Raw genomic sequence first — 14217 nt, 5'->3', positions numbered from 1 at the left:
TCTCATAAAAAAACACCCTGACATTTTGTCAGGGTGTTGAAAAACCTAAAACAGGCAAGTTTACGCAAAAAGAACTTTTTATCTTAAGCTTTTTGCAAAAAACCGGCTCGTTCAACACCCTTTTAAGCCTCTCTGGACTTCATTAAAAGGTGAGCTTATGCCACATTGTCATTATTCTCTTCATTTTCTAACTGAAACATATTTTCTTTCATTTCTTCTCTGCCAGGCAGAATCAAATTAAGCAACACGCCGAGAATGGCTGCAAGCGCCATTCCTTGAATTTGGAAATGGTCAGATACTTTAATAAACGCTCCGCCAATTCCAATAACAAGAATCACAGATGAAATGACAAGATTTCGTTTGTCGCCAAAATCCACTTTGCTGTCAACAAGCATTCGCAAACCAGAAGATGCAATGATTCCAAATAAAAGAATGGATACACCGCCCATGACTGGTGTTGGAATGGTGCTGATCAAAGCCGTAACTTTTCCGATGAATCCGAAAATGATGGCAAAAACAGCTGCTCCTGCTAGAACATATACACTATATACACGTGTAATCGCAAGTACACCAATGTTTTCACCATACGTTGTTTTAGGCGGTCCGCCAATCAGAGCAGAAATCATGGTAGCCGTTCCGTCTCCCAAAATGGAACGATGAAGCCCCGGCTTTTTAATAAGATCGCGTCCAACAACTTTGCTCAGTACGAGCTGATGTCCGATATGTTCTGATAATGTCACAATCGCGACAGGAACCATTAGAAGAATGAGATCCGGTGTTACATTTACTTTATAATCCACAAACGGAATGAGAAAATCAGGCATTTCAAAAATGCCGGCTTTTTTTACAGGTGAAAGATCCACCAATCCAACCGCCAATGAGTATAAATAACCAATGATTATTCCACCGAGAATCGGAATCAGACTTAACAGCTTTTTTCCATAGATGGAAAAGATGATTGTTGCCGCAAGCGTCACAAATGCTGCGGAAAAATGCAGTAAACTGTATTCTCCCTTAGGATTATTCATGGCCATTTTAACGGCTGTTCCTGCCAAAGCAAGACCAATTACAATGATGACAGGTCCAACTACAATCGGTGGAAGCAAATTCATAATCCAGCGATATCCGGCTTTCTTAATAACGAGAGCTACTACACCATATACCAAGCCTGCCAGAAAGGTTCCGGCCATAGCAGCCCCTGGTCCCCCTGCTGTCTTTGCCGCGATAATTGGAGCAATAAAAGCAAAGGATGATCCAAGGTAAGCGGGAACTTGCCATTTTGTAATTATCAAAAAGGCAAGCGTGCCAAGACCGCTTGAAATTAAAGCAATTGCCGGACTTAGTCCAACTAAATAAGGAACTAAGATCGTGGCTCCGAACATGGCAAACAAATGCTGTAAACTTAGTGTAATCCACTGAAGCGGCGACGGAACATCTTTAATATCCAATACTGGTTTGCCCATTTTCATTCCTCATTTCATTGATAATTCAAAAAAAATCCTCTTTGCAAGCGTTCGCAAAGAGGATAAGCCAACTAAGCAAAAGACACGTTCCTTTTGCCATATCCCCCTTGCCAGCCTCTCTGGACTGTTTTTAAAAGGGCTATTTTTTTTCATGAATACTGACTTGATCAATATTATCTGATTCTACGAGTTCTACAACAATCTTCTCTGAACTTGAGGTAGGTATGTTTTTCCCTACATAATCAGCCCTGATTGGAAGCTCGCGATGTCCTCTGTCAACCAAGACTGCAAGCTGAATGGCTGCAGGTCTGCCGATATCAACAAGAGCATCCATTGCAGCTCTTACGGTTCTGCCTGTAAACAAAACATCATCGACAAGTATAACTTTTTTGTCGGCAATATTTACCGGGATATCAGACCCTTTCACAAGCGGCTGGCGATCGGTTGTTTTTATTGTTAAATCATCACGGTATAATGTAATATCAAGTTCCCCGACAGGAATGTCCAATCCTTCAATCTGAGTGATGCGCTCTGCTAACCTTCTCGCAATGTAAATGCCTCTAGTGCGGATGCCGACTAACACACAATTATCAACACCTTTATTTTTTTCAATGATTTCATGTGCAATCCGGGTAAGTGCCCTTCTGATAGCCTGACCATCAAGAACCACTGCTTTTTGGGTCATTTGCCTCACCTTTCTTTATGAACATTGGAAACGGAGGTATTTTCATTAAAAAACCCTCTCGCCGCTGCGGCGAGAGGGTACGTGTTCATTGAAGGCATATAGATCTGGGCATAGTACACCCTTTATATGCTCGAATCCGTTTCCTTCTCAGCCTCACGGGACTGTGTTAAAGGACTTATTCAACTACTGTCATGATAAACTGTTTGTAGAGCATTGTCAACGTTTATTTCTAAGAAAAGCTAAAATTGCTTCAAATTCCGAAGGAAGAGGGGCCTCAAACTCTAAATATTCTTTTGTTCTGGGGTGATTAAAGCCAAGTACACCTGCATGCAATGCCTGGCCATCAATATCAAGCGTCTTTTTCGGGCCGTATTTCGGATCGCCGGCAAGCGGATAACCGATATATTTCATATGAACACGAATTTGATGCGTTCTCCCGGTTTCAAGCTGGCATTCAATAAAGGTAAAGTCCTTAAACCGTTCAAGTACATGAAAATGAGTGACGGCATGTTTGCCATTGTCAACGACTGTCATACTCTGGCGGTCTTTCGGATCTCGTCCTATTGGGGCATCAATTGTTCCATAATCGTGTGGAATCTCGCCATGAACGATCGCCTTATATTTTCTCGTAACGGTCTTTTCAACCAATTGATTGACGAGACTTTCATGCGCAAAATCATTTTTGGCTACCATTAATAAGCCTGACGTATCTTTATCAATTCGGTGAACAATTCCCGGCCTTAAAACCCCGTTAATCCCTGATAAATCCTTGCAATGGGCCAATAGTCCATTTACAAGAGTGCCTGTACTGTGTCCGGGAGCCGGATGAACAACCATTCCCCGCGGTTTATTAACAACTATTACATCATGATCTTCATAATATATATCCAGATCCATTTCTTCCGGAAGAACATCAAGCTCTTCCGGATCGGGAATAAAAATCTCTATCTGGTCATTTAGGCTGCACTTATAATTTGTTTTCACTTTTTGCCCGTTCACAAGAACTTGCCCATCTTTAATCCATTGCTGAACTTGGGATCTGGACCACTCTTCATTTATAGATGAAATGAGCTTATCAATGCGTTCACCTGCCTGCTCATCAAGAATGATGTGTTCCATTTTCTCCATAAGATTTCTCCTTTATTTCTCTCTCTTCTCGAAGCATTTGCAGCATAAGCAAAATGACACCGATTACTAAAGCTGAGTCGGCTATATTAAAAATCGGAAAATTATAACTAAAAATATACGTGTGGATAAAGTCGACCACTTCTTTACGGAATACCCTGTCAATAAAGTTTCCGATTGCACCCCCTAGCATTAATCCAAGGGAAACACCTAATAAAAGCTTGCCTTTTGCAGCTTTCTGAATATAGTATACGATTCCAACAATGACAATCACTGTAATCGTATAGAATAACCACATTTGTCCTTGAAGAATTCCCCACGCTGCTCCGCGGTTCCGATGTGAAGTAATATATAAGAAATTTTTAATGATTTCAATGCTTTCTCCATATACCATCTTTTTTACGATCAGCCATTTCGTCAATTGGTCAAGAAGAATAACAAACAATGCGATTATGTAATAAAACACAAAGGGCAACCTCCCTCTCTCAAACAGTTTTCCTTTGCATTTTAGCATATCCAATACGAAAACGACAGTTATTCTCCTTTGATTATGAGTAAAAAGATTTTTTGTAAAAGCGTTCTACCTTTTTTATGTCCTTTGCAGATCTTAATGTAGGTATTGAAGTCAAATAATGAAATGGGATCAATTCACCGGAAATTTCACATTTTCCAAACTCGCCTGTTTCGATTTTTTTTAATGTGTATTCAATATCTTGAATTTCTTCCTGAATAAACTCGTTAATCAATTCGTTTGAAATTTTTCTTTTCGATTTTTCCTCAAGCTCTGCCTTCATTTTACGGAGTTCTGAATATATTTCGTTATGTTGATTTTCCATTTCGATCTGCCTCCGTCTCTTTTTTTTATTATTGCCATTTAAAGTGAACGGACGCATTTTAACTTTTTACAATTAGAACATCAATTTACCGGGTTGGAAAAGTTTTTATGTCATTACAATATAAAATTGAGGCTGACTCAAAATCAGAGTCAGCCCCAACATTCATGTCAGTTTATTATATGGCTGTAATGTTCTTTCACAATTGTTGCACAGCGCGGACAAAGTGTCGGATGTTGTTGATCTTGGCCGACTTCCGGTGTGACAACCCAACAGCGTTCACATGTTTCTCCTTCCGCTTTTGAAACAATGATGGCCGCTGTATCTAATTTCAATGCATGATCAGGCGCTTCGTCATATGAACCGGCTACTTCAAACCCTGAAACGATAAACAGCTGTTTAACGTTTTCTTGTATAGAGTCAAGAAGAGCTTTCGTTTTATCATTCACATATAATGTTACTTTTGCTGTTAATGATTTACCAATTGTTTTTGCATTACGCGCTTCTTCCAGCGCTTTTAGTACATCATCGCGAAGCTTCATGAATGATGTCCATTTCTCTTCAAGTGCTTTTGAATTTGGGAGCTCTTTATATTTAGGAAGATCTGTCAGTTGAACACTTTCTTCCTTCACAAATGGAATATGAGACCAAACTTCATCAGCTGTATGTGAAAGAATTGGAGCGACAAGTTTTGTTAGAGCCAATAAGCTTTCGTACAGAACAGTTTGAATGGATCTGCGCTCTTTATTATCGGCAGCTTCAATGTATAAAATATCTTTTGCAAAATCGAGATAGAATGCACTTAAATCAAGTGTACAGAAATTATTAACAGCATGATAAATGCCGGAAAACTCATAGTTTTCATATGAATCATGAACATATTTAATTAATTTATTTAATTTAACAAGCATAAACTGATCAACTTCACGCAAATTCTCATATGGAACAGCATCTTTTTCCGGGTTAAAATCAGCCAGGTTTCCAAGCAGGAAGCGGAATGTATTTCTGATTTTCCGGTAAACTTCGGCAACTTGTTTCAGAATGGCATCAGATACGCGCACATCTGATTGATAATCAACGGAAGCTACCCAAAGACGCAAGATATCAGCACCAAACTGATCCATTACTTTCGCAGGAACTACTACATTTCCAAGAGATTTACTCATTTTTCTGCCTTCGCCGTCTAAGGCAAATCCGTGGCTCAAAACCCCTTTGTACGGAGCTTTTCCGGTAATGGCAACAGCTGTTGACAGAGATGAGTTAAACCAACCGCGATATTGGTCTGATCCCTCTAAATACAAATCAGCAGGGCGCTGTAAATCTTCTCGCTCTTCTAGAACTGCCTGATGCGAAGATCCTGAATCAAACCAAACATCCATAATATCAGTTTCTTTTGTAAAACGGCCGTTTGGGCTTCCAGGATGTGTAAAGCCTTCAGGAAGCAAATCTTTCGCTTCACGTTCAAACCAAACGTTTGATCCGTATTTACGGAATAATTCGGATACATGATTAATTGTCTCATCTGTAATGATCGGTTCACCATTTTCAGCATAAAAGACCGGAATAGGTACACCCCAAACGCGTTGGCGGGAAATACACCAGTCTCCGCGGTCGCGGATCATGTTATAGAGGCGAGTTTCTCCCCATGCAGGAACCCATTTTGTTTCTTTAACGGCTTCTAGCAACTCGTTTCTGAAATCTTTAATAGATGCAAACCATTGTGACGTAGCACGGAAAATAACCGGTTTTTTCGTTCTCCAGTCATGCGGATAGGAGTGCGTAATAAACGATAATTTTAATAAAGCTCCAACTTCTTCAAGCTTCTGTGTGATAGATTTGTTGGCATCATCGTAAAATAATCCTTCAAATCCCGGTGCTTCATGAGTCATGTAACCTTTCTCGTCTACCGGAGCCAACACATCAAGACCGTATTTTTGGCCAACATTGAAGTCGTCTTCCCCGTGTCCCGGAGCAGTGTGAACACAGCCTGTACCTGCATCAGTCGTGACATGTTCCCCAAGCATAACGAGTGAATCACGATCATACAATGGATGAGATGCGATAATGTATTCAAGCTCTCTTCCTTTGATTTTTTTCATAATAGCAGGATTTTCCCAGCTAAGCTCATTTTTTACTGATTCAAGCAGTTCTTCAGCGATTAAATATTTCTTTCCTTTTTCTTCTACAACAATATAAGTAAGTTCAGGATGCACAGTGATTCCAAGATTTGCCGGAATCGTCCAAGGAGTGGTCGTCCAAATAACGATTTGCGTATCCGTATCTAATATTCCTTTTCCATCCTTCACTTTAAATCCGACATAGATCGACGGAGATCGTTTATCCTTATATTCAATTTCTGCTTCAGCTAGTGCAGATTCGCTTGAAGGAGACCAATAAACCGGTTTAAGGCCTTTATAAATGTACCCCTTTTTGGCCATTTCACCGAATACTTTAATCTGCTGTGCTTCGTATTCCGGCTTTAAGGTAATGTAAGGATTTTCCCAGTCGCCGCGGACGCCAAGGCGCTTAAACTGTGTGCGTTGATTGTCGATTTGCTCATATGCATATTTTTCACACAGTTTCCTGAATTCAGATACAGTCATCTCTTTACGATTTACGCCTTTGTTTGTTAATGCTTGCTCAATCGGCAGTCCGTGTGTATCCCATCCAGGCACATATGGTGCATGGTATCCGCTCATTGATTTATAGCGGACGATGATGTCTTTTAAGATTTTATTTAAGGCGTGGCCCATATGGATATCACCATTCGCATACGGCGGTCCGTCGTGCAGGATAAACATCGGGCGTCCTTTTGTTCTTTCCTGCACTTTTTGATAAATATTCATTTCTTCCCATTTTGCCTGAATCTCTGGTTCTCTTTTCGGAAGATTTCCACGCATTGGAAACTCCGTCTTCGGCATCAACAGTGTTTCTTTATAATCCATTCTTCTTTCCTCCTGTAATACTCACATATCAATCTGATTTTTGATATCAACATATTGCTTCTTAACAAAAATAAAAAACCTTTTCATCCCATAAGGGACGAGAAGGTTTTCCCGCGGTACCACCCTTGTAGACAGAACAAGAAAAATTCTGTCCGCTCAGACATTCGTAACGTGAATGAAACGCCTGAATCTACTGGCAGCGCGTTCGATTCGGAACTCAAGGGTGATCTTCCAATTTCCGCTTATACCGGGCTCCCACCTCCCCCGGTTCGCTGAAACAAGGCATGGAAACTGTACTGTCCCTGTCATCGTCAATATCATGATTTGGTATTTGTTTAGAAATTATATGCGATAATCTTGCAGTTCGTCAAGCCAGTGAGTCTTCTTCTTCTGCTGATGTTGCTTTTAATTCCGTTGCATCAAGTTCGTATTCAAGCAAATGATCCCAATCATCATTATTCAACATGTCCAACTGGGCTTCAACTAACATTTTAAACCTTGTGCGGAAAACTTTCGATTGTTTTTTCAACTCTTCAATTTCAAGAGCGATTTTTCTCGCTTTAGACAGCGCTTCATTAACAATGCGGTCGGCATTCTTTTCTGCTTCCTTAATAATTAGTTTTGCTTCTTTTTGAGCGTTTCTCTTTACTTCTTCTGCTGCTTCCTGCGCTACTAAAATTGATTTATTTAATGTTTCTTCTATATTTGTAAAATGATCAAGCTTTTCTGTCTGTTCATTCAGCTTGTCTTCCAATTCTTTATTCTCGCGAATTAACATTTCAAAATCCTTAATGATTTGATCGAGGAATTCATTCACTTCGTCTTCGTCATATCCACGAAAACTTCTGCTAAACTCCTTGTTATGTATATCCAATGGGGTTAACGGCAATGATGCCACCTCCTAATTCGAGTCACTTGCTAGCATGCATATGTAATATTTCGACAAAATTAGCATGAATCCTGCTAAAAAATTTATTTTTGTCTGCCTGCAATCATACGCCATTTATCTTTTTTTGTTTTTCCTTCAATCGAAAAAATTTTTGATCTTCCATATCCGCGGACGGATATCACGTCACCTTCCCCGCACTCAAACGATTTATTTTCAACAAGAGTCCAATTTACTTTTACAAGCCCGTTCTGAATCAAATTTTGAGATTTTTGCCGAGATAAATTATATAATGCAGAAATTACCGCATCAAGGCGCAATGATGAAACCGTTGATGTTTCCTCTGTCCACGATTCGGTTATTTGAATCGCATTTTCCAAAGGTATCTCATTTATAGTAACAGAAGCTTTGCCGATTGAATCTAATTGCAAACTCACATAATCTGCGATTTCTTTCCCAGCAAAAAATTGAACCTTATCGCCTTCAATCAGGATATCGCCAAATTTCCCCCGTTTTAAGCCAAGAGACATAAGGCTTCCAAGGACTTGACGATGTTCGATCGTTATAAATTTTTTCGGATAATTGATTTCATACAAGCCAATTTGAAAATCTTCTTTTTCAACTTGATAATAATCGGGGCATATTAATGCCCTTTTTCTCTCAACTCCATCCGTTCCGCCAAAAAAATGGCAGTATAATTCTTCATTTTGTCCAACAATTGCTTTTAAAATTTGCTGTTCACGGGGATCCAAAAATTCGGTCAGCCTTGGGGCATATGTAGTTTCAACATATTCTCTCCAATGAATAGCCCTGTCAATAAATTCTCTTTCTTCAGGACGAAAATGCTGATAAATAGACATAAACACGGCTCCTTACGATAAACGGAAATCATTGGGGGCTAAAAACCATCAAGTATTGTAAGAGAAACGCCCTTAAGAAAACCATGTAAATACTTGGACAACGCCGAATCTAGCAAATTTCAACACTAAAAAGGCAACGATTGGCGAAACATCAATCATGCCTATCGGAGGTATTAACCTTCTAAAAGGTTCTAAATACGGTTCACAGATTCTCGCCAAAAATTGGCCAATTGCCGATTCTCTGGCATTTGGGAACCAGGACATTAAAATATAAATGATCAATGCCCAAGAATAAATTTCAAACAATTTTAATATTAAGTCCAGTACTATTTCCATTTAACTTTTACCACCTCTTATCACGATAATCATTCTCTTGCATGAATTCCGAAATATTGCCTGTTACCTCTACATTATCAGGTGTACAAAGGAAAATACTTGTTCCAATTTTTTGAATATCTCCACCAATTGCGTATACAGTCCCGCTTAAAAAATCGACAATTCTTTTTGCTTGGTCATGTTCAATTCTTTGTAAATTAACAACAACTGCTCTGCGGTTTTTTAAATGATCGGCGATATCCTGTGCCTCTGCATAAACCCGAGGTTCGATTAACACAACTTTGGAAGATTTCTGAACGCTTTGCAAACTAACAACATTTTGTTTTTGCGCCGTCTGTTTTTGAGGCTTTATCGGTTCAAAATTTTCTTGTTCCATTTCTTGTTCCTGATCCTCATATTCATCATCTAAGAAAAAAAATGTTTTTATTTTCGATTTAATGCTCATATTTCACACCTCCAATTATTATTCCCCTACGAGAGCAGAGCCAATCCTAATCATCGTTGCTCCTTCTTCGACAGCGATTATGTAGTCATTTGACATTCCCATTGACAGTTCATTGCATGGTGCATGTTCAAGGTTCAAATCTTGGACCATTTTCTGCAGCTCCTTCAATTTTCGAAAACAGGTTCTTATGAAATCATTATCTTTCGTATATGGAGCCATTGTCATTAGACCACAAACAATGATATTCGGATATTCTTCCAGCTGCTTGACAAAATCGGTCACTTCCTCTGGAGAAATCCCATGCTTCGATTCTTCACCGGATACATTGACTTGAACAAAACATTTCATTTTGCGACTGGCCCTTTTATTAATTTCTTTCGCAAGTGAGAGCCTGTCCAAAGAATGAATATATTCTACTTTATCAATGATGTTTTTTACTTTCCGTGATTGCAATGTGCCAATAAAATGAAAAACAGCGTTTTCTTTTAAAACTTCCCATTTAGCCAGTAAACCGTCATCCCTGTTTTCGCCTAGATGAAGAATTCCAGCTTCAAGCGCTTCCTTCGCTCTTTCAACTGTGACATATTTCGTAACAGCAATGATTTTAACTTCTTCAGGCAGGCGATTCGCTCTTTCGCATGCTTGTTCGATATCTGCTTTTATTTTTGCCAGCCTTGATGAAACGTCCATTTTCTGTTAGAAAACCTCCTTCCAACCGATAAATCCCATCATTCTGCCAGTTTTCCCTTTATCACGGCGATGTGAGAAAAATAGGTCTCTATGACAGCTTGTACATAGTTGAGTAACCGCGATATGTTCTTCCAAAACTCCATTTTTGATAAGAATTTGTTTATTTAGTTCTTGTAAATTTAGGCAATATTGATTTTCTTGTATTAAATTATATGGCTTTTTTTCGACAGCTTCTAGTCTATTTTGGACTAATTTAATAACACGATCATCTACAATATAACATTTTTCGCAGATAGAAGGACCGATAACGACCATTAATTCGTCGGGTTTTACTCCTTCGTTTGCCAGGCTTGCGACCATTTCTTCGGCGATTCCATTTACAGACCCTTTCCAGCCAGCATGTGCAATACCCAAACATTGGCTTTTGGATTCAAAAAAATAAATTGGGACACAGTCCGCAAAACACAAAGTTAATAAAATATCCTTTTCAAATGTATAAAAACCATCCGTTCGCTTCAATGAGTCGTCATAAATAACAGAACCTTTTCCTTTATCCTCTTTCGTAACTTTTCTTATAAACACTTCATGGGTTTGCTCTGCACCGACCCAACTGGATAAAGGAAACTCAAGGAGTTCAGACAATTTTTCCTTATTTAAACATACATCTTGCTGATTTTCAGCAACGTGAAAACCTAGATTAAAAGGTGTGTCAGACCATCTTTGATTTCTGGTCGTAAACCCAGCTATCAATCCTTGATTTTCTTCTACCCAATCTTTAATAATTAAAAACTCTTTATTTTCAAGAACGAACGGCTCCATTCTTTATTCCCCTCATTTGTTTTTCATATAGTTTACCATATCAAAAAATGCGGGCACAGTCTAAAAACATGTATTTACACATCTTCTTCCACATGCCTAATTTCCCCTTGATCTTTATAGCGGACAAGGATAACATCTTCCCCGATCTTTAAAATATTTTTCCATGGAATAATGATTTCTTCATCACGTCCAAAAAAACCAAGTACCTTACCGGCTCCTCCGATAATGACCGCTTCTATCTTTCCTGTATTTAGATTTATTTCTATGTCCCCGATGTTCCCAAGCTTTTTTCCATCAGATATGTTCACAACATCTTTTATTTGAAAGTCAGATATTTTTACCATATTTTCTCCACTCCCTGAATTGTTCTCTAATTATGTATATGTTTGAAAGAAGAAAAAAATTGTTTTTTATTAAAAAAGGAAAAGCCGCCTTTTCGGCAGCTTTAGCTTTGTATATTTTTATTCATTTGTCTAATAGCAGCTTTTTCAAGGCGGGAAACTTGTGCTTGAGATATTCCGATTTCTTCGGCAACCTCCATTTGGGTCTTTCCTTGAAAAAACCGTTTTCGCAAAATTAGTTTTTCACGGTCATTTAACCGCCGCATTCCTTCTTTTAATGCTATTTCTTCTACCCAATGTGAATCTTTATTTCGCTCATCACTTAATTGGTCCATAACATAAATCGGATCTCCGCCATCATTATAAATAGGTTCAAATAACGATACCGGATCTTGGATGGCATCTAATGCAAATACAATTTCTTCGTGGGGAACTTCCAGAACTTTTGCAATTTCCTCCGCTGTAGGTTCCCTAGATGTTTCACTCATCAGCCTTTCTCTCACTTGCAGAGCTTTATAAGCAATGTCCCTCAATGAGCGGGAAACCCGAATAGGATTATTATCTCTTAAATAACGCCGAATTTCCCCGATAATCATTGGAACGGCATATGTTGAAAACTTAACATTTTGACTTAAATCAAAATTATCAATGGATTTCATAAGACCGATACAGCCAACCTGGAACAGGTCATCAACAAATTCTCCTCTGTTATTAAATCGCTGAATGACACTCAAGACGAGGCGCAAATTACCGTTTACTAGTTTTTCACGTGCAGTTAAATCACCGTTTTGCATTTGTTTGAACAGTTCCCTCATCACTTCGTTCTTTAATACAGGCAGCTTAGAAGTATCTACACCGCAAATTTCAACTTTATTTCGAGTCAATTCTTTTCCCTCCTCACAGGAGTTGCTGTACAAGTTCAGTATCTCCGTGAGTAGGAAAAATATGCACTCACCGTTTTTTGGCAATGTGCCAAAAACAGGCGATTAAAACGAAGTTTATAATGAAATCAAGTGATTTTTCGGATAAAAATATTTTTTCCTAAACCATTTTGTTGAATTCCTTTCTTAATCTTTTGATAATTCTTTTTTCAAGCCGTGATATGTACGATTGGGAAATTCCTAACATATCTGCTACATCCTTCTGTGTTTTTTCTTCACCGTTTCCAAGGCCAAAACGCAGTTCCATAATTTGTTTTTCCCGATCGGATAATTGGTGTAGTGCTTTTATTAACAATTTACGGTCTACAGTCGCCTCAAGATCTTTCGTAATAATATCATTTTCAGTACCCAACACATCTGACAACAAAAGTTCATTCCCATCCCAATCGATATTCAGCGGTTCATCAAACGATACTTCAGATCGGATCTTATTATTTCTGCGCAAAAACATCAAAATTTCATTTTCAATACAGCGGGATGCATATGTCGCTAATTTGATTTTTTTCTCAGGATTAAATGTATTAACACCTTTAATTAAGCCAATGGTGCCAATGCTGATTAAGTCTTCAATATTAATGCCTGTATTTTCAAATTTACGAGCGATATAAACAACTAGACGCAAGTTTCTTTCAATTAATATAGAGCGGGCAGCTTTATCACCTTTTGGAAGCTTTTTCAACAGCAGTTCTTCTTCTTCCTTGCTTAAAGGAGGAGGCAATGCCTCACTTCCACCAATATAGTATATTTCATCCGTTTTTAATCCGAGTTTTATTAACAATTTATACCAATAGTATAAAAAGCGAAGTCTTATATTTTTCATGAATTGTCCTCCTTCTATCTTGAGTTTTTCTGAGTATATTAATATTGACTAACATTTTTATACTGATCTTCTTTAATTGGGCCGGTGAGCATCTTAGGATGAACGATGCATTGAAACGAGTCATCAGCTGAAAGCTGTTGCATTGTAAACGAAACAAGTCCGCTTTTTGTTTGCCAACAGACCCCATTTCTTTCAATTTCGATATTTTCGGGTTTTAAGCCAATAATAAGCTGGTGTTCTTGTCCGACAACACGGGTTGGAATAATTCGCATGATTTTTTCTAGTTTTGAAGGTATTTCTTTATTTCCAAAAATAACTTCTTCCGGATTTTCGGCAATTTTCAGTATGATATCCGGAACTCTTTCATCTGCTTTCTTTAATGATACAAACATAACAGGCAATTTTGAGATGGGATCATAAAGCTGATTTCCGCTATCAATTAATCCTCTAATAAATATTTCCCTTCCCCATATTGTAATTTTTACATTAACGAGCTGTTCATATTGAAGTTTTACAACCTCGATTGAATCGAAATTACGTTTTGAAAAATGCCATGCAATTGGAAAACCAATCAGTACAAATAACCAGCTTATCGGATCGCCAAATCCTCTCACACTCGACAGCATCACAGAAGATGACAGTTTAAAATCAAATTGAATAAAATAGTGGGCTCCAATGATTGCTCCGCCAGCTAAAAAGGTAGTCATATAAAATGTCATCAATCCGTTAAAAAAATAGCGCCACCTTTTATATCCGAACACAGCAACGATCATTGCGACCGAAAAAAGCAATTTAGATAGTGGATGGGACGAATAAGAATGAAGCGGTGTTACTGACAATAGAATGATAATTGAACCAATGAATCCGCCCAAAAAAACTCTCCATATTTGGCAATTTCTTTTTAGAATTGTCGCAGTTAAATAAAGGAGTAAACTATCAAACAAAAAATTCAGGGCCCAAATTACATCCAAATAGACCGTCATAATTACCTCCTCCTTTTGGAAGCCTCTCATACTGCTTTATTTGAT

Annotated in this window: 16 protein-coding genes and 1 other annotated feature; all 16 genes read right to left on the bottom strand. The window is 38.3% G+C overall.

Features of this window, described 5'->3' with window-relative positions:
- Nucleotides 1–155: 155 nt before the first annotated feature.
- The 16 genes from BMMGA3_RS05610 to spoIIGA all read right to left on the bottom strand — a co-directional run bounded on the left by BMMGA3_RS05610 (nt 156) and on the right by spoIIGA (nt 14172).
- Nucleotides 156–1463 carry a solute carrier family 23 protein gene (locus BMMGA3_RS05610; protein WP_003348928.1) on the bottom strand — a complete coding sequence of 436 codons (1308 nt, stop codon included), beginning with the start codon at nt 1461–1463 and terminating at the stop codon, nt 156–158.
- A gap of 139 nt (nt 1464–1602) precedes the next feature.
- Entirely contained in the window at nt 1603–2148 is a 546-nt protein-coding gene (gene pyrR / locus BMMGA3_RS05605; RefSeq protein WP_003348926.1) for a bifunctional pyr operon transcriptional regulator/uracil phosphoribosyltransferase PyrR, read from the bottom strand.
- 216 nt (nt 2149–2364) lie between these two features.
- Nucleotides 2365–3276 carry an RluA family pseudouridine synthase gene (locus BMMGA3_RS05600; RefSeq protein WP_003348923.1) on the bottom strand — a complete coding sequence of 304 codons (912 nt, stop codon included), beginning with the start codon at nt 3274–3276 and terminating at the stop codon, nt 2365–2367.
- Nucleotides 3248–3739 (bottom strand): signal peptidase II, encoded by a 492-nt coding sequence (gene lspA, locus BMMGA3_RS05595; RefSeq protein WP_003348921.1) that lies wholly within the window; start codon nt 3737–3739, stop codon nt 3248–3250. Before lspA ends, BMMGA3_RS05600 begins: the two co-directional genes overlap by 29 nt.
- Before the next feature lie 82 nt (nt 3740–3821).
- A complete protein-coding gene (locus BMMGA3_RS05590) occupies nt 3822–4109 on the bottom strand; it encodes a hypothetical protein (protein WP_003348919.1) in 288 nt (95 codons plus the stop codon).
- A 167-nt stretch (nt 4110–4276) separates the two neighbouring features.
- Nucleotides 4277–7051, bottom strand: coding sequence for an isoleucine--tRNA ligase (gene ileS / locus BMMGA3_RS05585; RefSeq protein WP_003348918.1), 2775 nt, complete (start codon nt 7049–7051; stop codon nt 4277–4279).
- A 90-nt stretch (nt 7052–7141) separates the two neighbouring features.
- Nucleotides 7142–7369, bottom strand: a binding site (T-box leader).
- A gap of 49 nt (nt 7370–7418) precedes the next feature.
- A complete protein-coding gene (locus BMMGA3_RS05580) occupies nt 7419–7940 on the bottom strand; it encodes a DivIVA domain-containing protein (protein WP_003348916.1) in 522 nt (173 codons plus the stop codon).
- A gap of 83 nt (nt 7941–8023) precedes the next feature.
- Nucleotides 8024–8797 (bottom strand): YlmH family RNA-binding protein, encoded by a 774-nt coding sequence (locus BMMGA3_RS05575; protein WP_003348914.1) that lies wholly within the window; start codon nt 8795–8797, stop codon nt 8024–8026.
- A gap of 72 nt (nt 8798–8869) precedes the next feature.
- Nucleotides 8870–9133 carry a YggT family protein gene (locus tag BMMGA3_RS05570; protein ID WP_003348913.1) on the bottom strand — a complete coding sequence of 88 codons (264 nt, stop codon included), beginning with the start codon at nt 9131–9133 and terminating at the stop codon, nt 8870–8872.
- A gap of 7 nt (nt 9134–9140) precedes the next feature.
- Nucleotides 9141–9578, bottom strand: coding sequence for a cell division protein SepF (locus BMMGA3_RS05565; RefSeq protein ID WP_003348911.1), 438 nt, complete (start codon nt 9576–9578; stop codon nt 9141–9143).
- An 18-nt stretch (nt 9579–9596) separates the two neighbouring features.
- Complete coding sequence (locus BMMGA3_RS05560) at nt 9597–10268, bottom strand: YggS family pyridoxal phosphate-dependent enzyme (RefSeq protein WP_003348909.1); 672 nt, start codon at nt 10266–10268, stop codon at nt 9597–9599.
- Nucleotides 10269–10274: 6 nt separating this feature from the next.
- Entirely contained in the window at nt 10275–11087 is an 813-nt protein-coding gene (gene pgeF, locus BMMGA3_RS05555; protein WP_003348907.1) for a peptidoglycan editing factor PgeF, read from the bottom strand.
- A 74-nt stretch (nt 11088–11161) separates the two neighbouring features.
- Nucleotides 11162–11431, bottom strand: a complete 270-nt coding sequence (locus tag BMMGA3_RS05550) for a YlmC/YmxH family sporulation protein (protein ID WP_003348904.1) — start codon at nt 11429–11431, stop codon at nt 11162–11164.
- A 101-nt stretch (nt 11432–11532) separates the two neighbouring features.
- Nucleotides 11533–12312 carry an RNA polymerase sporulation sigma factor SigG gene (sigG, locus tag BMMGA3_RS05545; protein WP_003348903.1) on the bottom strand — a complete coding sequence of 260 codons (780 nt, stop codon included), beginning with the start codon at nt 12310–12312 and terminating at the stop codon, nt 11533–11535.
- Between the two features lie 157 nt (nt 12313–12469).
- Entirely contained in the window at nt 12470–13189 is a 720-nt protein-coding gene (gene sigE / locus BMMGA3_RS05540) for an RNA polymerase sporulation sigma factor SigE (protein WP_003348902.1), read from the bottom strand.
- Between the two features lie 38 nt (nt 13190–13227).
- The gene (gene spoIIGA, locus BMMGA3_RS05535; protein ID WP_003348901.1) at nt 13228–14172 is read right to left on the bottom strand and encodes a sigma-E processing peptidase SpoIIGA; all 945 of its coding nucleotides are present in this window, start codon (nt 14170–14172) and stop codon (nt 13228–13230) included.
- Between the last annotated feature and the right edge of the window lie 45 nt (nt 14173–14217).

It is taken from the genome of Bacillus methanolicus MGA3, from assembly GCF_000724485.1.
Lineage (GTDB): Bacteria > Bacillota > Bacilli > Bacillales > Cytobacillaceae > Bacillus_Z > Bacillus_Z methanolicus_A.
This window is presented reverse-complemented; position numbering and strand designations above follow the sequence as displayed.